Annotated in this window: 18 protein-coding genes and 1 tRNA gene; 11 read left to right on the top strand and 8 right to left on the bottom strand. The window is 49.2% G+C overall.

Translation table 11 applies throughout. The features are described 5' to 3' along the window. The first annotated feature begins 6 nt into the window (after nt 1–6). The 4 genes from HC229_RS13695 (at nt 7) to HC229_RS13710 (ending at nt 4,233) form a co-directional block, all read left to right on the top strand. Entirely contained in the window at nt 7–489 is a 483-nt protein-coding gene (locus HC229_RS13695; protein WP_191021065.1) for a hypothetical protein, read from the top strand. Nucleotides 490–618: 129 nt separating this feature from the next. Then, the gene (locus HC229_RS13700; protein WP_191021066.1) at nt 619–1,701 is read left to right on the top strand and encodes a hypothetical protein; all 1,083 of its coding nucleotides are present in this window, start codon (nt 619–621) and stop codon (nt 1,699–1,701) included. Between the two features lie 22 nt (nt 1,702–1,723). Next, nucleotides 1,724–2,869 (top strand): gliding motility protein GldB-related protein, encoded by a 1,146-nt coding sequence (locus tag HC229_RS13705; RefSeq protein ID WP_191021067.1) that lies wholly within the window; start codon nt 1,724–1,726, stop codon nt 2,867–2,869. Between the two features lie 59 nt (nt 2,870–2,928). Next, a complete protein-coding gene (locus tag HC229_RS13710; RefSeq protein ID WP_191021068.1) occupies nt 2,929–4,233 on the top strand; it encodes a serine hydrolase in 1,305 nt (434 codons plus the stop codon). Between the two features lie 151 nt (nt 4,234–4,384). On the opposite strand, the gene HC229_RS13715 is transcribed toward HC229_RS13710, so the two are convergent. The 3 genes from HC229_RS13715 to HC229_RS13725 all read right to left on the bottom strand — a co-directional run bounded on the left by HC229_RS13715 (nt 4,385) and on the right by HC229_RS13725 (nt 6,918). Then, nucleotides 4,385–5,065: a hypothetical protein gene (locus HC229_RS13715; RefSeq protein WP_191021069.1), complete on the bottom strand. Its 681-nt coding sequence runs from the start codon at nt 5,063–5,065 to the stop codon at nt 4,385–4,387. Between the two features lie 114 nt (nt 5,066–5,179). Further along, a tRNA-Val gene (locus tag HC229_RS13720) sits at nt 5,180–5,254 on the bottom strand. Nucleotides 5,255–5,352: 98 nt separating this feature from the next. Next, entirely contained in the window at nt 5,353–6,918 is a 1,566-nt protein-coding gene (locus tag HC229_RS13725) for a T9SS type A sorting domain-containing protein (RefSeq protein ID WP_191021070.1), read from the bottom strand. A 329-nt stretch (nt 6,919–7,247) separates the two neighbouring features. On the opposite strand from HC229_RS13725, the gene HC229_RS13730 reads away from it, so the two are divergent. From HC229_RS13730 to HC229_RS13740, 3 genes are all read left to right on the top strand, one after another. After that, the gene (locus HC229_RS13730) at nt 7,248–8,807 is read left to right on the top strand and encodes a T9SS type A sorting domain-containing protein (RefSeq protein WP_191021071.1); all 1,560 of its coding nucleotides are present in this window, start codon (nt 7,248–7,250) and stop codon (nt 8,805–8,807) included. A gap of 120 nt (nt 8,808–8,927) precedes the next feature. Beyond that, the gene (locus tag HC229_RS13735; protein ID WP_191021072.1) at nt 8,928–10,250 is read left to right on the top strand and encodes a PQQ-dependent sugar dehydrogenase; all 1,323 of its coding nucleotides are present in this window, start codon (nt 8,928–8,930) and stop codon (nt 10,248–10,250) included. 21 nt (nt 10,251–10,271) lie between these two features. After that, a complete protein-coding gene (locus HC229_RS13740; RefSeq protein ID WP_191021073.1) occupies nt 10,272–10,724 on the top strand; it encodes an SRPBCC family protein in 453 nt (150 codons plus the stop codon). A gap of 115 nt (nt 10,725–10,839) precedes the next feature. On the opposite strand, the gene HC229_RS13745 is transcribed toward HC229_RS13740, so the two are convergent. Continuing rightward, nucleotides 10,840–11,394, bottom strand: a complete 555-nt coding sequence (locus tag HC229_RS13745) for a DUF1543 domain-containing protein (RefSeq protein ID WP_223845617.1) — start codon at nt 11,392–11,394, stop codon at nt 10,840–10,842. A 149-nt stretch (nt 11,395–11,543) separates the two neighbouring features. On the opposite strand from HC229_RS13745, the gene HC229_RS13750 reads away from it, so the two are divergent. Continuing rightward, nucleotides 11,544–12,071 carry a hypothetical protein gene (locus tag HC229_RS13750; protein ID WP_191021074.1) on the top strand — a complete coding sequence of 176 codons (528 nt, stop codon included), beginning with the start codon at nt 11,544–11,546 and terminating at the stop codon, nt 12,069–12,071. 49 nt (nt 12,072–12,120) lie between these two features. Here the strand turns inward: HC229_RS13750 and HC229_RS13755 are convergent, their stop codons facing one another. Both HC229_RS13755 and HC229_RS13760 read right to left on the bottom strand, forming a co-directional pair. Continuing rightward, a complete protein-coding gene (locus tag HC229_RS13755) occupies nt 12,121–14,478 on the bottom strand; it encodes a glycosyltransferase (protein WP_223845618.1) in 2,358 nt (785 codons plus the stop codon). 176 nt (nt 14,479–14,654) lie between these two features. Further along, nucleotides 14,655–14,924 (bottom strand): hypothetical protein, encoded by a 270-nt coding sequence (locus HC229_RS13760; RefSeq protein ID WP_191021075.1) that lies wholly within the window; start codon nt 14,922–14,924, stop codon nt 14,655–14,657. A 299-nt stretch (nt 14,925–15,223) separates the two neighbouring features. Between HC229_RS13760 and HC229_RS13765 the strand changes: the two genes are divergently transcribed. Next, on the top strand, nt 15,224–17,413 hold the full coding sequence (locus HC229_RS13765) for a glutamine synthetase III family protein (protein WP_191021076.1): 2,190 nt from the start codon (nt 15,224–15,226) through the stop codon (nt 17,411–17,413). Nucleotides 17,414–17,482: 69 nt separating this feature from the next. Here HC229_RS13765 and HC229_RS13770 read toward each other — a convergent pair whose 3' ends face one another. Continuing rightward, entirely contained in the window at nt 17,483–18,538 is a 1,056-nt protein-coding gene (locus HC229_RS13770) for an NHL repeat-containing protein (protein ID WP_191021077.1), read from the bottom strand. A gap of 1 nt (nt 18,539) precedes the next feature. Next, nucleotides 18,540–18,986, bottom strand: a complete 447-nt coding sequence (locus tag HC229_RS13775; protein ID WP_191021078.1) for a T9SS type A sorting domain-containing protein — start codon at nt 18,984–18,986, stop codon at nt 18,540–18,542. Between the two features lie 92 nt (nt 18,987–19,078). On the opposite strand from HC229_RS13775, the gene HC229_RS13780 reads away from it, so the two are divergent. Together HC229_RS13780 and HC229_RS13785 are read left to right on the top strand one after the other, a co-directional pair. Further along, complete coding sequence (locus HC229_RS13780) at nt 19,079–19,966, top strand: OmpA family protein (protein ID WP_191021079.1); 888 nt, start codon at nt 19,079–19,081, stop codon at nt 19,964–19,966. A gap of 136 nt (nt 19,967–20,102) precedes the next feature. Then, nucleotides 20,103–20,888 (top strand): OmpA family protein, encoded by a 786-nt coding sequence (locus HC229_RS13785; protein WP_191021080.1) that lies wholly within the window; start codon nt 20,103–20,105, stop codon nt 20,886–20,888. The last annotated feature ends 68 nt before the right edge of the window (nt 20,889–20,956 follow it).

Consider the following 20,956-nt stretch of genomic DNA (forward strand, 5'->3'; position numbering starts at 1 on the left):
CTTTTTATGAAGAAGCTATTTTTTTTAGTTGTGGCGATGATTGCGGCTATCGGCTGCAGTGATGACGACCGCCCGTCTGCGAACTTCAATTCGACTACCGTTCTCGACGGGACGGAATTCAATCCTGTTCGCGGCACGTATTTCGAGGCCGTACCCGATATGCACCGCCACGTCATTTTCAGGATGGATGAAGGGCAGGGATCGGTCTCCAATATGTCGATCGACCTTTACATTCCCTTTACGCAATCGGGAATCACGGGCCAGTACGATATGGGAATCGGTGAAGCCGACGACGCATTGGCCAGTGTCTATCTCAGCAACGGCATGCAAAGCTATTACATCAGCAGCATCAACAGGCTAAAGGTAACCGAATTAGGAAACTCGCGTTTCAAGTTCGAGTTCATCGACGCATACGGCCTCGTATTCCAGGGCGGGACCGTGCCTTTTTCGGGTATGATAGAAGGCAGGTTCGACCTGACCGCGAATTAAGACAGAGAAGCTTCCGAAAACGGGAGCTTTTTTTTTGCAATCCCGGCAGAACGTTAAAATTTTCCCAATACCGTTACGCCATAAAAGTGCCGGCGTCTGACTCGGCAATCATCAATCAATCACAATCAAATGAAACAATCAATCACTGCTCTTGCGGCTTTACTGGCCGTATTGTGTTCATGCTCGTCAGACGACACTTCGAGTCCGCTAGTCATCGGGCCGGAATGCACCAACATCGAAATCACTTCGCACATTGTCTCACCGACGGTTTGGGAAACCGGAAACGTCTACATCGTTCGCCAGGATCTCGATGTCACGTCTCAACTCACGATCGAACCCGGCGCCATCATCAAAGTATCGGGCGCCCAAATCGAAACGGTCGGTCAAGGTCGGATAATCGCGAACGGCACGGCTGCGAACCCGATCATTTTTACTTCGTTGAAAGACGATAGTGCCTGCGGGGATTCCAACCACGATGGCGTTTCAACCCAACCCGGGAAAGGGGACTGGACGGGAATCTATCTCAACGGAGGCCAAAATCACCTATTCAGTCACTGCAAAATAACGTACGCAGGCAAAGACCGAGGCGGCTGGCACAATGCCGTCGTCATTTCGGAAAACGGGAAATCATTCCACTTCGATCGCTGTACTTTTGCCTACACGGCTACGGGAACATCCGCATCCGACTTCGCGTTTTACGGAAGTTACCACATGGCCGATCCCGCTGTTTCCAAATTCACCAACAACGTTTTCTTCGGCAACGACCGACCGCTTTACGTCGATTCGAATTATACGCTGGATGTGACGAACCAATTCCACAACCCGGCGAATGCGTTCGAGAAAAACAAACGCAACGGCATTTGGCTTATGGACACTGCCAGGAACGATCATCAAACAACATTCGCGATAACCGAAGTCCCTTACGTTTTCACGTCATTCAACCAAGGTGGACTCCACAATTCGCTGTCGATTTCGGCCAATGTCGTGGTCAAATTCGACGGAGCGACATCTGGGTTGCTCACGCAGCTCACGCGTCCTGTAGTGATTCATGCCACGGCAACGCTGACCTCGTTCAAGGACGATCAACACGGAGGCGACACGAACGGGGACGCCGACGCGACTGTGGCTCAGAACGGAGATTGGGACGGGTTTTTCGATTCCGATGCCAATCAATACGTAAACGCATCCAATATCCGCTACGCCGACAATTGATCTACTGCAACTGTTCCATCCGATGAAAAATCTCATCATGTGGGCCCTGATGTGTACTGCACTAAGCACCGCGGCCCAAACTAAACATTTCGACACGCCTTTCAATTGGATCGGCCAGGCCAAACAATTGGCGACCTCTGACACCATTGCGGCCAAAGCTGCGATCGAAAGCGCGGTCAAAGCCGGACTCTTCGACGTTTCGGCGATTTCCGCAAAATCGCTTTCGGGAATCGTGAAAGGAGACTTTGGCCACCGTATGGCTTCGGAGATCAGTTCCAATCGAGAAAAGCTGCAGGATCCTGAAACATTGGAAATCAGTACCGGGGATATCGACCGGTTCTGGACCGTGTTCGACCAAGGTACGAAAGAGGCTGAAGACTGGTTTTCGCGTTATGTAGCGCAAGGTTCAAAAGGCCTCAGGACGTTTTTCGATGTCCGGATGAGGAGCAGCACGTCTCGTTTAGCCGAGGCGGTCGTCGCCAAAAAGGATTTTTATGCCAGCATTCGCAAGCCGTCTCTCGAAATCAAAGCGTTGCGTCCCGAATTCGTAAAGGCGGCCAAAAAACTTGAGGCGATCTATCCGGAGGCGATTTTTCCTCCCGTGTATTTTTTTATCGGAAGCCTGAACAACGTAGGCACACCCGATGGATTTGCCGGCATGCTCATCGGAACCGAGCATCTGTGTCGAACCAGGGAAACCGATCTGGGACCGTTATCCGATTTTGAAAAATCGATCGTATTCGACAAAAATCTGATCGTCCCCATCGTTGTCCACGAGTACGTCCATATGCAGCAAAAGAATGTACCCGAAGCGACGCTGCTCGATTTCGCGATAATGGAAGGAGCTGCAGATTTCATTGCGTTCCTGATTACCGGGAGGCATACCAATCCCGAGGTATTCGCCTATGGCTCTGCTAACGAAGCGGAAGTCTGGCGGAAATTCAACTCACAAATGGACGGAGACAACCTCGACGAATGGCTGTTCAATTCCAAAGACGAGCGCACCGGAATGCCGGCCAATATGGCGTATTTCGTCGGATTCAGGATTTGCGAAGCCTATTATGCGAAAGCGCCCGATAAGCAGCTGGCCGTGCGCGAACTTCTGGAGATACAGGATTTCAGGAAAATCCTCAAGCGAAGTGGATATTCCGGGCAAACGTCACGGTAAACAATCATCATCAATCAATAAATCAATCGGATTCTCGCCGGAATCAAAAATCAATCATCATGAAGAAAATCATCCTATCCTTTTTAATGGCGCTGCCGTTGTGGGGAACAGCACAAAATGTGGCAGGGGAAGCGGACGCTTTCGTCTCCGACCTCGTTTCCAAGAACCTGTTCAGCGGCAACGTACTTATCGCGAGAGACGGGGAGCTCTTGTTCCAAAAATCCTACGGTTTCGCCGATCTCGAAAACAAACGCCTGAATGCGACCGATACCGAATTCCGCGCCGGTTCGCTGACCAAAATGTTTACGGCGACCCTTATCCTGCAATATGTCGACAAGGAGAAAATTTCGCTTTGGGACACGCTCGACAAATTCGTGCCTCATCTCGCGAATGCCAAAAACATCACGATCCGAAATTTGTTGAGCCACAGCTCGGGGATCAAAGGCAGCATTCCCCAAGGCGCTAAAAACCTTGAGGAAATTGTCCAGGGTTTTGAGTCCGAGCCCTCGGCCTTCAAGCCCGGGACGCGTTTCGAGTACAACAATTTCAATTATATGCTGCTTGGCTACATAGCCGAAAAAATCGGTGGCCGGCCGTATGCCGAACTCGTCTCCCGCAATATTTTCCGCAAACTGGGAATGGCCGAAAGCGGCATCGACCACAACGGACGCGTCTCCCAAAAATCAGCGTTGGGTTATATGGTAGATCCGGGCACCGGCAGTCTAGCGCGCATGGAATCGGGAAACGTCGATGTGGCCTCGTCTGCGGGCGCGTTATACACGACGACAGGCGATTTGCTTAAATGGTCGCGAGCGATCGAAAACGGCAAATTGTTGTCCGAAAAAAGTTGGAAAATGGCGTTGGCCGAAGTGCGTCCGGGTTATGGACTGGGCTGGATGGTAAGGCGCGACGGAGATCGCACGAAGTTCGGGCACACGGGATCGATTGAAGGTTTCATGTCCGATTTCCAGTATTTTCCGGAATCGGGTGTCACCGTGATCTTTCTGTCGAATGTATTGCCGCCGCGAAATACCCAGATCAGTTCGGCTTTGTCGGCAATTGCCTTCAACCAGCCGTTCGAATTGGACAAGCCCAAGGAAGAGATTGCACTTTCTGCCGAAACGCTTCGAAAATACGTCGGCACTTATGAGCTCGAAGGGCAAAAAATGGTCGTTTCCCAAAAAGAAGGCAAGCTCCTGGTGTTGGCCCCGATGGGCGACACAGCTGAACTCGGTGCCGTCGGACCCAATAAATTTTTTGTCAAAGGCCCGCAAATAGGCGTGGAGTTCCTCGAAGAAGACGGCAAGGTTACCGCGATGAACCTCGACATGAGAGGCGGGCAGCGTTTTGTGAAACTGCAGTAATATAGGTTGTTGTTTAGGGGAAAAGGGCGTGGTTGAGAGACTGCGCCTTTTTTTTGGACATAAAAAAATCCTCCCAGACAGGAGGATGTCAGTGGACGCCGTCGGTCCGATATCATGTCAGACTTCCGCCGTTGCAAGAGGGAATTTTGCCTCAATAGTACTCGAACGATACATTGGTTCCGTTCTCAGTTGCGGTAACCGGAAAATTTTGGCTGTTATACTGGTAAGAATAGATTGTATTGCCTTCGCTAAGTATATTATTTCGGGATGTCGGGGCCGCTTTCGCAAATGATTCCGGCATCATGTAATAAAATGGGTTTTTCTTATCGTCGTAGGTTATCGGGCCGCTTTGATACCCGTCCGTACTCGAAATGGAACTGATATTTCCGTTATTGGCGTAATTGTAATTGGTGGTGGCATACAACACACCGTTGTCATATTGGGAGTCGCTGATCAATTGACCGGCGTTGTCGTAGGTATACAATCGTTCGATGGTAATTCCAGATTCGACACTTGTCCGCTTTGTGATGCGTGTTCCTTCATATTCAAAGACGGCGTCCTCACCCTGGCGATAAATGCCATTTTCGTAATGTTTGATCCTAGTCAACTTGTTTTCGGAAAAAACGAATACACCGCTGTCTATTACCGAACCGTATTCGCGCTCTGCGTAAGCCGAGATCCTGCCGTCGTTATCGTAGTAATACGTTTCGAAACCTGTCGGATACGAATATCGTCTGAGTTTCCCGGCTGCGGAACCCGAAGTAGCATCTGAGGAATCGTCGCCACTGCAAGAAACGAAAACGAAGGATAGAAGAAACAGCAATTTTTTCATAATCAAAACTTTAGGCGATGCCGTTATTGTAAAAATGGGTTTGACACAAGTTCGCTGGAGCTCAATTAGCGTCACAAAAAAATCCCCTTAGCGGACCAAGAGGATTTCAATAAGTGGTCGATACTGGGTTCGAACCAGTGACCCCCACGTTGTCGACGTGGTGCTCTGAACCAGCTGAGCTAATCGACCGTTGAGACTGCAAAGTTAGCAGTAGAATCGGGATTTGCAAGTGTTGCGCAAAAAAAATCCCCTTGGTGTTGGGGATTCTTTTGAATTTCAGGCTTGTATCAGTGCAGAATTTTCCAGGAACGCTTGGTTTTTTCACTTTCAAGCTGCACGATATAGGTTCCTTTCGGGAGTCGGTCGAAGCCTGAAAGCGCGACGCGTCCTGTGTTTTGGGACGATTTTGTCATCAGCGACCGGCCGGTGACATCGTAAACCGTTACGTCAAATTCCGAAAGGTTGGCCGCTTCCACGGAAAGTGTCGAAGAAACAGGATTCGGGTAAATGCTGACATCGGCAGCCGAATGCCCATCTACCGAAAGATTCGGTTCGACGGTGTAACGCACCGCGGTAAAGCCGGCCTGGCCGAAGTTTCCGGTGTCTCCGGTGGCTAAAATCTTACCGTCGGCGAGCTCGAATATATTCATGAGCATGTCAAGACCCGAAATATCAGTCGTTACCAGGCCGTTGACGCCAAACGAGGTGTCGCGCGTCCCGTCGGCATTGAGGAACAGCAATCCAAAGTTCTCATATGCGGTACTGTGACGGGTGTAACCGCCCAATACGTATTTCCCGTTGATGCGTCGAATCACACCGTTGGCACCGTCGTTGTCGCCTATGGCATAGTTGAAATGGTTCGTTCCGCCGTTTCCGAAGGTGGTGTCCTTGCTTCCGTCGGGATTGAGTCGGCAAACCGAAAAAACGTTCGCCTGGCTGTTGACCCACGTCATTCCGGCTACGACGATCTTCCCGTCGTCCTGCACGAATTGGCAATACGGAATATCGGTCTGGCTCGGAATTCCCAGTATATCGATGCGTGTATTGCCCTGATTGCCGAAGGTGGTGTCGATCGCACCGTTCGCATCGCACTTTACGATCACATAATCGACCCAGGTCCCGAGGGAGACGATCATATTGGAAGTTGAAAAAACGATACTGCCGTCCGGGAGCTCGTTGATCGGAACCCTGTCGCCGTTCTCGAATTGCGGAAAGGTTTTGATTCCGTTCACGCCGAATGTCGCATCGAGTGTCATGTCCGCATTGAGCCGGATCAGCGCAAAGGCGTGCTGTACCGCGGCGGGTGCGTATTGTACTGCGGACAACAGGAATTTGCCGTTTTGCAGCGCGATGATGCCGTAAGCGTTTTCCACAAGGGATGGGCTTCCGATGACGTAAAACCCGTTGTTTCCGTAAGTGGTGTCGAGCGTGCCATCCTGATTGAGCATCACCAGCACAATATCGTTAAGGTTACCTTGGAAATTGTTGCCAACGCCGAGGATTTTTCCGTTGGGAAGCTGGATGACCGTCGTGAGCATATTGTCGCGATTGAGCATGTCGTAAACCGCGCGCCCCTGATTTCCAAACGATGTATCGAGGGACCCGTCGGCGTTGAGCCTCAAAAATGCAAAATCGTGCTTTGCCGTATTGTTGATGTAAACCTGTCCGACGATGATGATCTTTCCGTCCGACTGCAGGCAACTTCCGTAGCCCCAGGCCGCCGCGTTGGTAGTCGGAGCCATGTCGAAAGTGGCGATGCCGTTGACTCCGAATGTTGGATCGAGCCCGCCGTATTGGGCGGATGTGCTGAAATAGAGTCCGATAAGAAAAAGCAAAAGCGTAGTTTTTTTCATCTGAAGTAGTTTTTATAAAAATATAGGATTTTTCGCTGGCTGGTTCGGCCGTGGAGCAAATGACGGTTCCGGATTAGAATTCGAAGAATTGCCCAAAACGCCAGTTTCAATGCTAAACGATTGTTAAAATAGGGCTTTAATCTGAAAATCAGATGGTTTTGTCGAGTAAACGAACCACCGAAAAACAATTTTCCTAATTTCATCCAAGCGGAATGCCACTACCCGTAATTGAGCTAAAACGAATTGCCGTCCAAACTAGTTTATCGAGACATGGAACCTTCGGGTAAAACCGTTTTATGCAGTAACCAAAACATCAAAACAATACGCTTATGAACAAAATTACACTACTTTTCGCCGGTTTGGCGTTCAATGCTTTATCGGCACAAATCACGTACGAGGCTTCCGATTTCAATCAGGCCGGGGAGGAATTCACGATGAGCAAGGCATCGAATTTCATCGGGATGAACTTTGCGGCCTCGGGTGCCGGGCACAACTGGAACTATGCGAGCCTTAACGCGGGCTCCCAATCGGAATTTGCCTGGCAGAATCCCAATAACGCCGGATACAAACTCGGCTGGTGTCTGTCGCACTTTTATCTTTTTACGTGCAATTCCCAATTCAATTCCAATTTTACGCACGCCTCGCTTTTGTCCGAAGGGTTTGAACTCGAGGAATACGGCGTAAGCAACATTGTCGAACACGCACGCGCCAACAATTCCGGATTTGCCAATCGCATGAGAGGCTTTACCGCTACGATCCAGAACATCCCGCTTCCGGTAACGGTCGATTATGACGATCCTGACGAAATTTATGTGTTCCCGATGAATTACGGAGATAATACGGTAAACACGGGCCACATGGCGTTCGATCTCAACAGCGTCGGACTGAATTTCCAATACGAACTCGACGTGACGCGGACCAACAACGTAAACGGATGGGGCTCGTTGACCACACCGATGGGCACGTTTCCCGAGGTGCTCAAGTTGAAATCCAAAATACAAAAGACGGAAACCATGGTGTTCATGGGCGTGACGATCCCGATCCCGACAACCATGATTTCGTATCAATGGTTTGCCAAGGATTACGGCGTTCCGGTGCTCCAGGCCGACGGATTCGAAGTGTTCAGCGTTTTTATCCCGACGTCCGTTACATATCTCGACGAGCCGATGTGCCTGACGCCAAACGCTTTGTTTTCCTATCTTCCGACGGCAGATTACAACCCGGAAACCCAGTCTGCGAGCGTGACGTTCAGCAACGGAAGCCTTAATTACGACTCCGTGCTTTGGGATTTCGGAGGCGGCAATACATCATCTGACCTCAATCCGTCGTTTGACTACGACTGTCCGGGCGACTATACGGTTTCCCTGACTGTGACGAACTCGGTATGCTCGCCCGTACAAACTGCGACGTTTTCGCTTCCGGTCACCATTACCGATTCCCAAAATGCGTTGACAAGCGAGGTGACACTCGATTCTAACACCTTGACGGCCGTTCGCGATTTGGCGGGCACGACCTATCAATGGGTCAATTGCGACAATGGAAATGCATTGATCGAAGGTGCGACTTCCCAAAGTTTCTCACCGACCCAGGACGGAAATTACGCCTGCATGCTCTCAACAAACGGTTGCGAGAGCCTTTCGCCTTGTATGGAAATGACGCTGCTGGGCGTGAACCACAATGCCATCTCAGAAGTGCAGCTATACCCGAATCCGACAAGCGGAAAACTCGAACTCAGCGGATCACTTGACATAAAGAGTGTCAGGGTCTACAATACATTGGGAACATTGGTTTCCGAAAAACTTGACCTTAGCGGACAATCTTCAGGTGTGTATTTCGTGGAAATCACCGCCGGCGAAGGCAAATTCGTACGCAAAGTGGTCAGGCAATGATGACATCCATTTAATTTTTTTCTCAAGGCCCTCAAAAGAGGGCTTTTTTTTTGTAACAAAGTTGCGGTTAAGTATAAAAAAATTTGTCGCGACGTGCGTACTTTTAGGAAAAGTAACGATATGATTTCCAGAAATTTACTCGCCACGCTTGTGCTCGTCGCTCCGCTGATGGCATGTTCGCAAAAAAAACAAGACAAGGCTGCCGCCAAACCGGACGCCGAAATAAGCGACAACAAACTTCCAGAGCCGTTCGCTTCGAAGTCCGTGACCAATTACTCGAACGTCATCGGATGGAAGGAAAACGAGACGCCGAAAGCTCCAGCCGGATTTACCGTCGCCAAATACGCAGGCGGTTTTGAAAATTGTCGATGGATGTACGAACTTCCCAACGGCGACCTGGTCGTGGCCGAGAGCAATTCAAATTATAGTGTCCCGAAACAGGTCGGAGCCAAGATAATCGGAGCCGGAAAAGCCAACAACGTATCCAAAAGCGCCGATCGCATCATCTTGTTGCGCGATGCCGACAAAGACGGAAAGCCCGAGATCCGAGAAACGTTTTTGACCAAAGAGGACGGGCTCAACCAACCGTTCGGTATGCTCGTGATAGGCGATTGGTTTTACGTGGCCAACACGAATGCGGTAATGCGCTATCCGTACAAGTCGGGTCAGACAAAAATCACCGAAAAAGGCCGCAAACTTGTCGATTTGCCGGAAGGTAAGGTCAACCGCCACTGGACGCGCAACATCATCGCGAATGGCGACAACACCAAAATTTACATCGCCGTAGGTTCGGCCAGCAACATTGCCGAGGAAGGCTTGGACACCGAAATACTCAGGGCTTCCATCCTCGAAATGAATCCGGACGGATCGGGACTCAAAGTTTTTGCCTCAGGCCTGCGCAATCCTGTCGGAATGGATTGGGCGCCGGGAAGCAACACGCTCTGGACAGCCGTCAACGAACGGGATGAGCTCGGGAACGACCTGGTGCCGGATTACCTGACATCGGTCAAAGAAAACGGCTTTTATGGTTGGCCGTATTCATATTGGGGCAAGATCATCGATCCGCGCGTCAAGGATTCGAAGCCGGAACTCATCAAGAAATCGATAGCTCCCGAAGTCGACCTAGGCTCGCACACCGCTTCACTCGGATTGGTTTTCAATAAAGGAAACCGTTTCCCGGCCAAGTACAAAAACGGGGCATTCATCGCACAGCACGGTTCCTGGAACCGGGAACCGCTTTCCGGATACAAAGTTGTTTTCGTACCTTTCAGCAACGGGAAACCATCGGGCAAGATGGAAGACTTCCTTACCGGGTTCATCGTCGATCCCGGCGACAACAAAGTAAAAGGGCGACCGGTCGGCGTGACTTTCATTTCGGATGGCTCGCTGTTAGTCACCGACGATAAGACCGGCAACATCTGGCGGGTGTCCGCATCGAAATAATCCAATAAAAACAAACTCAATATGGAACGCAAAACCTTTAAAACTACGATTGACGCCACACGGCAGAAAGTCTGGGATACGTTATGGGGAACGGAAACCTATCCGAAATGGACATCGGCATTCGCGCCGGGATCAAAAGTCGAAACCGATTGGCAACTGGGCAGCAGGGCATTGTTCCTTGACGTGAACGGAGACGGGATGATCTCCGAAATCGCCCAAAAAAGAGAACCTGAATTTCTGTCGTTCCGCCACATCGGCGAAATCATGGACGGGAAGGAAGATACCGAAAGCGATAAAGTCAAGGCTTGGGCGGGATCGACCGAAGATTACACGCTGACTGAAATTGACGGGCAAACCGAGGTCAGCGTGGAGATGGACGTCGATGGCGAATATGCCGAATTTTTCGAGAAAACCTGGCCACGCGCCCTTGACCATCTAAAAAGCCTTTCGGAAGAAAAAGGGTCCGGCCATTAAAGGCGCATTCATTCCGATGTCGAGTCAATTGGTTCGAGCTTCGTCTGATTTGGGCGAACCGGAATTGCAATTAAATTCAACCAGTCACGCTTCCCGTTTCCAGGAGGCGTTTTTTTTATGACTTGAGTAATTTTTCAATCCTGACGTACCCGATGTGGAGCTCGTCTTCGGCCGGTTCATCCGCTCTGGTAAAACGCAGCGAAAAACGTTGTTTGCTCTCGGGAGAAAGAATGTCGGAAACGCGGAAAATGTCGTCAACGTCAATTCCGTATTTGTCGTCTATGTGGGATTCGGCTCCCTTGAAACCGAAATGTTTGTAGAACGCGGTCGATTTGGCGACTTTCGATGCGGTGGCCATCGTATCGGCAACGGCCAGCACCTTATAGTGGTATTCTTCAAATTCCCCTTTTCGATAACCGCCGAGGTTGATGAAAAAAAGATGTTGCTGGGATTCGGCCGGTTCGCGTTCGATTACTTCGACTTTAAACCCGTCGACAGCCGTGACCTCGCGCCAGGCATCGATATGGAGCTGAGTATCCGGCCAGAACGCTTTCATTTGAGGAACCAATTCTTTCAATGAAACCGCAATGCCGAAGAAAATGTCGTGCTGTTCGGTAAGCCGGCCTTTGGGAGTAGCACCGAGCATCACCATGAAGAGTTTTTCGTCCATCTCACAAAGATAGCGAATTCGGTTTTTTCGAGGTTTGCAAGTGTGCGTAAACGGCTCTAAAATTATCAAACCTATAACATTTTATTTTTTGGTACGGTTTGTGAAACGCGTACTTTTAGAAACAATCGATAACCATAAATTTAAAAATCATGAAAAAGTTACTTTACCTCTTCGCTCTCGCAGGAGTGACCGCTTTAACTGGTTGCGAAGGCGACCCGGGCCCGGCTGGCGCCCCTGGAGAAGAAGCCTTCGTTTACGAAATTACCAATGTGAATTTTACGCCTGCTGGCGATTTTGGCGTGTTCTTTGACTTTCCGGATAGTTTTCTAGCTTCAGATCACGTTCTTGTTTACCGACTCGCCAACGTCGTCAACCAGGAAGATGTCTGGAAGCCGCTTCCGGAGACGTTCTACTTTGACGACGGGACGCTTGATTTCATGTACGGATTTGACCATACGCAATTCGACGTAAACGTTTATATGGAAGGATTTGACCTTGCAGGCGTTTCTCCCGATTTTCGTTCCAACCAGGTTTTCCGGGTTGTGGTGATTCCCGGGCAATTTGCCAAGTCTGCGGTCAAAGTAGACCTGAACGATTACAAGGCCGTTATTAAAGCCTACGGAATCGACGAAAGCAAAATTATTGAATTGGAAGCCAAAGCGAAAGCTAAAAAGTAATAACAAGTCAGACAAAAAAAAGAGAGCCGTTAAAGCTCTCTTTTTTTATTTAGTTGACGGCCAACTTTTCTTTGTACGAACGCGATTTCCGTCGGTGGTACAATTGGTTTTCGTTGCCGAAGTACTTGTCGATCATCATGCGTGCCATCAGATAGCTCACGGTAGATTCGGCTCCCTGGTTGAGGTTGACGTTGTGCTCCTCGAGCCCGTCGAAGCAGCCGCCTGTACATGGATTGTAAATGGTCTGTTGCAAGTGGTTGTTTCCGAGGAACCAATTGAAGGCCATTTCCATTTTGACAAGATATTTGCGGTCTTTGAAAATGTCGTGGAATTTGCGCAAAGCGATGACCGTATACGCGACATCTATTGGCTGTTCGCCATATTCTTCGCAAATTTCCCCTTTCATCATCCAGCTTCGGTTCGAGATCACTTTGATGCCATCTTCGCAGAATGTCTTGTCCAAAAGGAAATCAAATGACTTTTTGGCAACATCCTTATAAACATCGTTTCGCGTTACAGAATAGGCGCAAAGCAAAGCTTCGGGAAGCACGCTGTTCGCATAGGTAAGATATCCTTCGAACCATGCCCAGTCTGAAGAGGCTGAGTGGTGGTACAGTTTTACCAAGCGGTTCGCGAGCAGACCAACGATTGCCACGGTATCCTCATTTTTGACCGATCGGTTGTAATAGTACAACCCTTTGATCATGAAGGCCATCGAACGCGGCGAATGCGTCTTGTGGGCGCACAGAATCGCACGCTCGAAAATCGCCGTGGCTTTTGCAATGTAATCGGCAGGCATGATCTTGGCCTGGGAAATCAGGTAACCCAATGCCCACAATGCGCGGCCGGTAGAATCTTCAAGATTTTCGTTGAAGTTTTGCTCCGTAATGTTTTTGTTTGCATCGACGTAATTGATGAATAAATCATCCGGACGCTCACAATAGGCAATATAATCGAGGTAAATTCCTATATATTTCAGGTCGGACGAATCGCGTCTGAACTTGTAATGCTGACAAAGCGCGATCATGGCGCGGGCATTGTCGTCAATCGTATATCCTGTGTGGATGTCGGGTTGATTGAGTTTAGAGAATTGTACCATACCGAAACCGGTGGTCATTTTCTTGATGTGCTCCAGATTGATTTTCGGATTTCGGTAATGCAATTCCATTTCGTCTTTCGAAATTTTCTGCAGAAATTTGGCATGTTTCACGGCGGAATTTTCCCAAGCCGTTCCCGTAATTTTGTGCAATCCGTTCGAAATCATTTCCTGTCGTAGTTCCACGTCAAAAATCAGACGGTTTACGGCTTCGGCCAACTGTTCGGAGTTTCCGAAATCGAACACAAGTCCAGCGTTGTCCGACAAAAATTCTTTTGCATGCGGGATCGGAGTCGAAACTACCGGACAGCCTGAACTCAAGGCATACGAAAACGTTCCGCTTACCGCTTGGTTAGGGTCTTTCGAGGTAAATAGATAAATATCGGTTAGCTGGAGGTATTCAAGCAACGTTTCAAGCGGAAGGTATTCGTTGACGAACCTCACGTTGTTTTCGAGTTTCAGGTCGACGATTTTCTGCTCGAGGAATTCCCGGTATCGTTCGCCTTCGCTGAGCACTACCGTTGGATGCGTTTTACCGATGATGAGAAATAGCACATCAGGAGTTGTTTTGGCGATAGTCGGCAGGGCGTCAAGCGTAGTCTCTATGCTTTTTCCAGAACTCAGCAATCCGAAAGTGGAAAGCACCGTGCGTTCGCCAATTGCATATTTTTCTTTGAGCATCGCCTTGTCGAGGTGGGGAACAAGGTGCGTTCCATGGGCGATTACGGTAATTTTTTCACGGGCAATCACGTAATCGCGGACGAGAATTTCGGCGGCATCGTCGGTCATGACGATGATGCCGTCGACCGTATCGAGAATATGTTGGACATTTGCCTTGAATGCATCATCCGGTCGCGGTAAAACGGTGTGGAATACGACGGCTACCGGTTTTTTGACGTCGGTCAGGAATTTGTTGAAAGCCGGAACATTATCGGCAAACAAACCGAATTCGTGCTGAATGAGCGTCACTTTAATATTGTCGTCGGAATTGATCTGGGCGACCAAATCTGCATAGGACTGCTCGTTGGACGTATTGAGGACAAATTTGACTTTCGGGTCGTTGTAGGTATGTTGCTCCTTATTAGTTTCCAAAGCACACACCTTGAGATCGAAAGAATAGACGAACTGCTTCTCCATTGCCTGGATAAGGTCTTCAGAATACGTAGCGATACCACATTGTCGCGGCGGGAACGTCGTCAGGAATAGGATTTCAGGCAGTGCATCATCTTTTTTGGACTTTTTGCTGTCCAAAAAGAAATCCTGGGGCAAATAGAAAGGGAACTTGCTGTTGTTCCCTGTTTTGTTGTGCATATTCGAATTTTCCATGGCTGTGTACGGTGTGTTGTTATAGTTGTGTCCCTGGTTGTATTTTCGTACAATTTCAGGTTTTCAAATTTCTTGTAAATACCATGAATCCCATTATACAATCGTTTGGTTTCGTTGCATAATTATGTGTGAAAAAAAAGCGACCCGAAAGTCGCTTAAATCTATAAATTGGCGCCAGCCTTGTTGGCCCACTGAGAGGCCCGTTCTTTTGCCTTGTTGGCGAAATCTTCTCCATCTCCGACGATCTGGGCGTATTCCTTTTTCGCTTTTTTCTCGAGCTTGTTGAGTTTCGACCTGAACTTATCGGAGTAATCTTCGACGGTTCCCTTGATTTTCGCTTTTTTGGATCGGTTGCGATATGCGATGATGCCCGCGGCTGTCAGTGCGGCGACTCCTATCGCGACACCTGCAATAATTGCTTTCTTATTCATGACTATGTTATTTAGTGGTGTTATTTCCCTAAAAGTACCCAATTTAAAATAGGGACTGGGTGGAGTTATGACGGTTTTAACCTTATTAACGTTGGGTTAAGAATCGATGGCGTCGAATCGCACATTTATGTTTTGTAATGATTTTATAAGTGGGTATCGGTTAATTTAAAGGGTGTGGTTGGTGAAAACTATCTATTTTGTAAAGCAGCCCCCTTTAAAAAAGGGTATTTTGGTTTTTGAAAATAAAATGACGTATATTTGCCATCGCAATAATCAGCGTTTAAACTAAAAAGCAACTTATGTCAACTTTCCGTTTTCAATCTTTGAAAGAATCCTCGCGAAGACAAACCGTCGAAGTGAAAGAACTCGACAGAAAATCCATCATTTTCGGGAGCAACGTATTCAACGACAAGGCGATGCGCCAATTCCTGACCTCAGAAGCCTACAAGGCAGTCAAGGGCGCCGTGCAGCACGGGTCCAAAATCGACCGCAAGCTGGCTGACTACATCGCAATGGGTATGAAGGAATGGGCCCTTTCCAAAGGCGTGACGCATTACACGCACTGGTTCCAACCTTTGACCGGCGCGACCGCAGAAAAGCACGATGCATTCTTTGAAACGTCTTTCGACGGATTGGACCCGGTTGAAAAATTCGGCGGAAGCCAGCTTGTACAACAAGAGCCGGACGCTTCGTCTTTCCCCAACGGAGGAATCCGCAATACGTTCGAGGCACGCGGTTATACGGCTTGGGATCCGACTTCCCCGGCATTCATCTACGGAACCACGTTGTGCATCCCGACGGTTTTCGTTTCCTATACGGGTGAAGCACTCGACAACAAAGCGCCTTTGTTGCGTGCGTTGAGCGCAATTGACGACGCGGCTACCGAAGTGGCGCGATATTTTGACAAAAACGTAAAGAAAGTCACACCCACTTTGGGTTGGGAGCAGGAATATTTCCTTATCGATTCGGCCTTGGCGGCATCGCGTCCGGATATTTTGTTGACGGGACGAACGCTGTTGGGGCATACATCGGCAAAAGGTCAACAATTGGAAGATCACTATTTCGGATCGATCCCTACGCGCGTCCTTAACTATATGCGCGATCTCGAAAACGAATGCATGTTGCTCGGAATTCCGGTAAAGACGCGCCACAATGAAGTTGCGCCCAACCAATTCGAGCTTGCGCCGATATTTGAAGAGACGAATCTCGCCGTCGACCACAATTCACTGTTGATGGATGTGATGCAGAAAGTTGCCGAGCGCCACTTCTTCAAAGTGCTTTTCCACGAGAAGCCGTTCAAGGGAGTCAACGGTTCGGGGAAACACAACAACTGGTCATTGGCAACCGACACTGGCATCAATTTGCTTGCACCTGGCAAGACGCCGATGAGCAACCTGCAATTCCTGACATTTTTCATCAACACCATCAAGGCGGTCCACGTCTACGAAGAATTGATGCGTGCGTCCATCGCATCGGCCTCGAACGATCACCGTTTGGGTGCCAACGAGGCGCCTCCGGCCATCATTTCGGTCTTTATCGGACAGCAATTGTTCAAAGTCCTTGAAAACCTTGAGAATGTAACCGACGGAAAGCTTTCACCTGAAGAAAAAACCGACCTCAAACTCAATGTCGTAGGCAAAATTCCAGACGTCCTGCTCGACAATACGGACCGCAACCGCACATCGCCTTTCGCGTTCACCGGGAACAAATTTGAATTCCGCGCAGTAGGTTCGTCCGCGAACTGTGCCGTCTCGATGACGACGCTGAACTCGATCGTGGCAAGACAGCTGATCGACTTCAAAAAAGAAGTAGATGCGCTAATCGAAGGAAAAGACCTCAAGAAAGACGAGGCGATCTTCAACGTTTTGCGCGAATACATCAAGCAAACCAAGGCCATTCTTTTCGAAGGCGACGGATACAGCGATGATTGGCAGGTCGAGGCTGCAAAGCGAAAACTGAGCAACCACAAGACGACTCCGGAGGCATTGAAGGCTAAAGTGTCTAAAAAGGCAATGGACTTGTTCGAAGGCCTCGGCGTCATGAACCATGTCGAAGTGGAAGCGCGTTACGAGATCGAACTCGAGGAATACACGAAAAAAATCCAGATCGAAGGGCGTGTCCTGGGTGACATCGCCCGCAACCACGTCATTCCGACGGCCATCAAATATCAGAATACGTTGATCGAGAACGTAAAAGGCCTCAAGGAAATCTTCGGCAACGAGTTCGAGCAAATCGCCAAGGAGCAGATCGTACTGATCAAGGAGATTTCGGCCCATATCGAAGGTATCAACTCAAACGTGGAAGCCATGACCGAAGAACGCAAAACGGCCAACAACCTTGCAAGTGCCGAACAAATGGCCGCTGCGTATTGCGATACCGTAAAACCGTATTTCGACGTTATCCGCGAACATTGCGACAAGCTGGAGCTTTTGGTCGACGACGAAACCTGGACACTTACCAAATACCGCGAATTGTTGTTCACGCGATAATATTTGGTATCAGATAAACAAAAACCCGCTTCTTTCGAGGCGGGTTTTTCTATTCAAGGAAAATTCAGGTCAGTTATTGGACGGGGAGAGCTCAGGCGAACCCGAAGATGAGAACTGCTGGGATACCCAAGTTCCGTTCGCCGGGTTAAAAACGTAGGCCTTGTCGGTTCCGAAATCCAAGAACGCAAACGAGCCGATGCCGACAACCAAAGTTGGAGAACCCGACGCACTGAATTGCTGATTGTGCCATGCTCCGGTTTTTGGGCTGAATGCATAGGCTTTGTCGCTGCCAAAGTCGATGAACCCGAAGGCACCATCGACGCCAACCAGTTCCGGAGAACCCGACGCGCTGAATTGTTGGTTGCTCCAAGTTCCGGTCCTGGTATTGAAAACGTAAGCTTTGTCGGAACCGAAATCGATGAATCCGAAGTTGGCTCCAGAAATGAACAATTCAGGCGATCCGGTAGACGAAAATGGCTGGCTCACCCAAGTTCCTGTCGCCGCGCTGAATGCATATGCGGTATCCGATCCGAAATCGATAAACGCAAAATTGCCTTCGGTCGAAACTAATTCAGGCGAACCTGAAGCCGAAAATTGCTGGTTCGTCCAGGCTCCTGTCGTGGCGTTGTAAACGTAGGCAGTGTCAGATCCGAAATCGATGAAACCGAAATTCGTGTACTGGCTCTCCTGGACAAGATCCGCCAAAGTGGAACCGCTCGAGGTGCCTGCCAACGTTCCCGCTGCCATCGCATAGGGAACCGACAACAACTGTGTCGTGCCCACCAGGGCATAGTTGGTTCCGCCTGCCGCGTCCATTTCTACTTTTAGGAATTTCGATCCAGTCGCCCAGTTGATGCCCGCGAAAGTTCCTGAGATTGGTGTTCCCTGTCCGATCACAAGATTGAACAAACCTTGCGCATTCGTCGTTTTGGTATGCGTTTCCGAATAGGCGACCGTTCCCGTAGCCGAAGTATTGAGCACCGAAAGGCGCAGCCCGACGTTGGAACTCACGACCGCATTCCCAGATCCGTTAAGGGCGATGGCCTGATAGGAAACGCCTTGAGGGACTTGAGCGAACAATAACGAGGTTAAAAAAAGTGCGCTTGAGAGTAGTATTTTTTTCATTTTAACGTTTTACGATTTTAAAGGAATTGAATGTTTTATTGTCGAAGCGGATCATATAAATCCCGGTTCCGAGACTGCTCAGGTCGAGGTTGTTCTCGCTCCCTATGAGGCGCTGCAATACCAATTTTCCCGATTGGTCGAAAATCGAGACTTTTTCGCCTATGAGGTTGCGCTCGGTTTTAAAGGAAATGCCGGCCGTCGTCGGGTTAGGGTAGGCCACGACGTTGGGTGCAGGAGAGAAGTCGGTCACTTCGAGCTGGCTGTTTTGGGCCAGGATGCCGATCAGTCCGCTTTGGGATTGGTTCGGGCTGACCGGCACGACGACGATTTCGCCAACAGAAACCGAGCCGGATGTCCCAATGATACTGCCCGAATTGACGGATTGCACCACCGACTGTGCTTCGGCGTAACCCGCTGACAGTAAAAGGAGGAGTACTGCTTTTTTCATAAAAATGATTTGATTTGGCGCAAATATATAGAAATCGATTTCGTACCTGATTTTTATTTTATGTATCTTTCGAATATCCCAAACAATCCCCGATGAAATTCTTAAAAACCCTGTTATTCCTGTTGTTCGCCGGTTCCGTCGGATACGGACAGCAACAATTTTCGGTTTACTTCGAAAGCAACAAGCACGATTTAAAAAAGACCGAATCGGCACGGCTGCAAAAATGGATGGATGCCAACAAAGACGTCAAAATCGTCGCCATAAACGGCTATACGGACGAAGATGGCACGACGACCCACAACGATTCGCTTTCCCAAAGGCGTGTGAATGCGATCTTCAAATTCGTTTCCGGCAAGATCAGCATACGCAAAGACTTCAAGACGCGCAGTTTTGGGGAACTTCATCAACACTCGAAGAACAAGGCAGAAAACCGCAAAGCCACGATTTATTATCTCGAGGCCAAAGATTTGCCGCGCGAAAACGAAATACTCGGCATTAAGCCGGAAGCCGTCGCCGAACCTCAAAAACGCGTAGTGACGTATCCGGAAAAAATTACGGTAGACAATCCGGACGGCACCAAGTCCGAGTTCAAGCTCGACGTAGCGTTCATGCGCCAGATGACCAACGCCGTGAAAGGCGACAAACTCACGATCGCCAACCTGAATTTCGTGATCAATACGTTCGCGATCGTCCCGGCCTCTCGCAGTAAATTGTACGAACTGTTGCTCGTGATGCAACGCAACCCGAATCTCAAAATTGACATCCAGGGACATTTGTGCTGCAGCCCGAAAGATCACACCGACCTTTCGACCAAACGCGCATTCGCGATTTACAATTTCCTGATGTCGCACGATATAGAAAAATCGCGCCTTTCCTACAAAGGTTTGGGCACGACGGCGCCGTTGCATCCGATTCCCGAAAAAGACGAAGCCGAACGCGCCGCCAACCGACGCGTCGAAATCGAGATCATTTCAAATTGATTTTTTGGGCGTTTCGGCGGCTTGACAAAAGCTGTCGCATTTGTTCAAGCCGCCGCCGCGCTTTCCGCTTCCATCTTTTGCTGCGCAGGCTACGCAAAAGGATGTCCACTACAATCGCTAACGCATCCGTCCCACGATGAAAAAACTATTTGGCACCATTCTGTTCCTCGCTTCGGCGATCGCATCGGCACAAGACAAGACCGAAGTGTTCTTCGCTTTCGACCGCCACGATCTCGAACTTTCCGAAAAGCAAAAGCTCGACAACTGGATTTCGCAGCATCCGAATTCGCAAGTGGATGCGATTTATGGCTATTGCGACCGCATCGGCAGTTCGCAATACAATGACAGCCTGTCGGTAAAACGCGCCAATGCCGTAGCGGAATATCTCAAAAGTCGCCAGGTCGCAACATCGGGAAACCTTTTGATAAAAGGATATGGCGAAGATTTCGAACAATCCCGCGATCTCAGCGACAACCGCAAAGTGGCAGTGCTTTACACAATCGCTCGCGATCAGGAAACCGCCAAGCCGACCAATGGACTGAAAAAGAAAATGATCGACGCCAAAGTCGGGGAAAAAGTCCGCCTGCCGAATTTCAATTTTTTCAACATGAGCGACCAGCTCGTACCCAAGTCCCGTCCCGTACTCGACGAGCTGCTTGCGATAATGAACGACAACCCTAACCTCCGGATAGAAATTCAAGGACATATCTGTTGCCAAACCGTGAAGGAGAAAGATTACTCGTTCGTTTCCACACAACGGGCCAAGTCGGTTTACGATTTTTTATTGCGCAATGGCGTCGCTGCCAAACGGCTTTCCTACCGCGGATTCGGCGTTTCACGACCACTGCATCCGATTCCGGAAAAGAACGAAAAAGAAATGGATGAAAACAGGAGGGTTGAGATTGAGATTCTTTTTAATTAGTGAAGCGGTTAATTAGCGAATTTGATAATTAGATAATTAGACAATTAGATAATGAGGGACGCAAAAAC

The organism is Flavobacterium selenitireducens, assembly GCF_014748335.1.
GTDB classification, from domain to species: domain Bacteria; phylum Bacteroidota; class Bacteroidia; order Flavobacteriales; family Flavobacteriaceae; genus Flavobacterium; species Flavobacterium selenitireducens.

What these genes read in the sequence shown, in the direction of transcription:
- HC229_RS13730 (WP_191021071.1), top strand. Translation starts at nt 7,248, where the DNA reads ATGAACAAAATTACACTACTTTTCGCCGGTTTGGCGTTCAATGCTTTA.
- HC229_RS13785 (WP_191021080.1), top strand. Translation starts at nt 20,103, where the DNA reads ATGAAAAAACTATTTGGCACCATTCTGTTCCTCGCTTCGGCGATCGCA.
- HC229_RS13755 (WP_223845618.1), bottom strand. Translation starts at nt 14,478, where the DNA reads ATGCACAACAAAACAGGGAACAACAGCAAGTTCCCTTTCTATTTGCCC.
- HC229_RS13770 (WP_191021077.1), bottom strand. Translation starts at nt 18,538, where the DNA reads ATGAAAAAAATACTACTCTCAAGCGCACTTTTTTTAACCTCGTTATTG.
- HC229_RS13765 (WP_191021076.1), top strand. Translation starts at nt 15,224, where the DNA reads ATGTCAACTTTCCGTTTTCAATCTTTGAAAGAATCCTCGCGAAGACAA.
- HC229_RS13745 (WP_223845617.1), bottom strand. Translation starts at nt 11,394, where the DNA reads ATGGACGAAAAACTCTTCATGGTGATGCTCGGTGCTACTCCCAAAGGC.
- HC229_RS13715 (WP_191021069.1), bottom strand. Translation starts at nt 5,065, where the DNA reads ATGAAAAAATTGCTGTTTCTTCTATCCTTCGTTTTCGTTTCTTGCAGT.
- HC229_RS13710 (WP_191021068.1), top strand. Translation starts at nt 2,929, where the DNA reads ATGAAGAAAATCATCCTATCCTTTTTAATGGCGCTGCCGTTGTGGGGA.
- HC229_RS13695 (WP_191021065.1), top strand. Translation starts at nt 7, where the DNA reads ATGAAGAAGCTATTTTTTTTAGTTGTGGCGATGATTGCGGCTATCGGC.
- HC229_RS13725 (WP_191021070.1), bottom strand. Translation starts at nt 6,918, where the DNA reads ATGAAAAAAACTACGCTTTTGCTTTTTCTTATCGGACTCTATTTCAGC.
- HC229_RS13780 (WP_191021079.1), top strand. Translation starts at nt 19,079, where the DNA reads ATGAAATTCTTAAAAACCCTGTTATTCCTGTTGTTCGCCGGTTCCGTC.
- HC229_RS13735 (WP_191021072.1), top strand. Translation starts at nt 8,928, where the DNA reads ATGATTTCCAGAAATTTACTCGCCACGCTTGTGCTCGTCGCTCCGCTG.
- HC229_RS13750 (WP_191021074.1), top strand. Translation starts at nt 11,544, where the DNA reads ATGAAAAAGTTACTTTACCTCTTCGCTCTCGCAGGAGTGACCGCTTTA.
- HC229_RS13740 (WP_191021073.1), top strand. Translation starts at nt 10,272, where the DNA reads ATGGAACGCAAAACCTTTAAAACTACGATTGACGCCACACGGCAGAAA.
- HC229_RS13775 (WP_191021078.1), bottom strand. Translation starts at nt 18,986, where the DNA reads ATGAAAAAAGCAGTACTCCTCCTTTTACTGTCAGCGGGTTACGCCGAA.
- HC229_RS13700 (WP_191021066.1), top strand. Translation starts at nt 619, where the DNA reads ATGAAACAATCAATCACTGCTCTTGCGGCTTTACTGGCCGTATTGTGT.
- HC229_RS13705 (WP_191021067.1), top strand. Translation starts at nt 1,724, where the DNA reads ATGAAAAATCTCATCATGTGGGCCCTGATGTGTACTGCACTAAGCACC.
- HC229_RS13760 (WP_191021075.1), bottom strand. Translation starts at nt 14,924, where the DNA reads ATGAATAAGAAAGCAATTATTGCAGGTGTCGCGATAGGAGTCGCCGCA.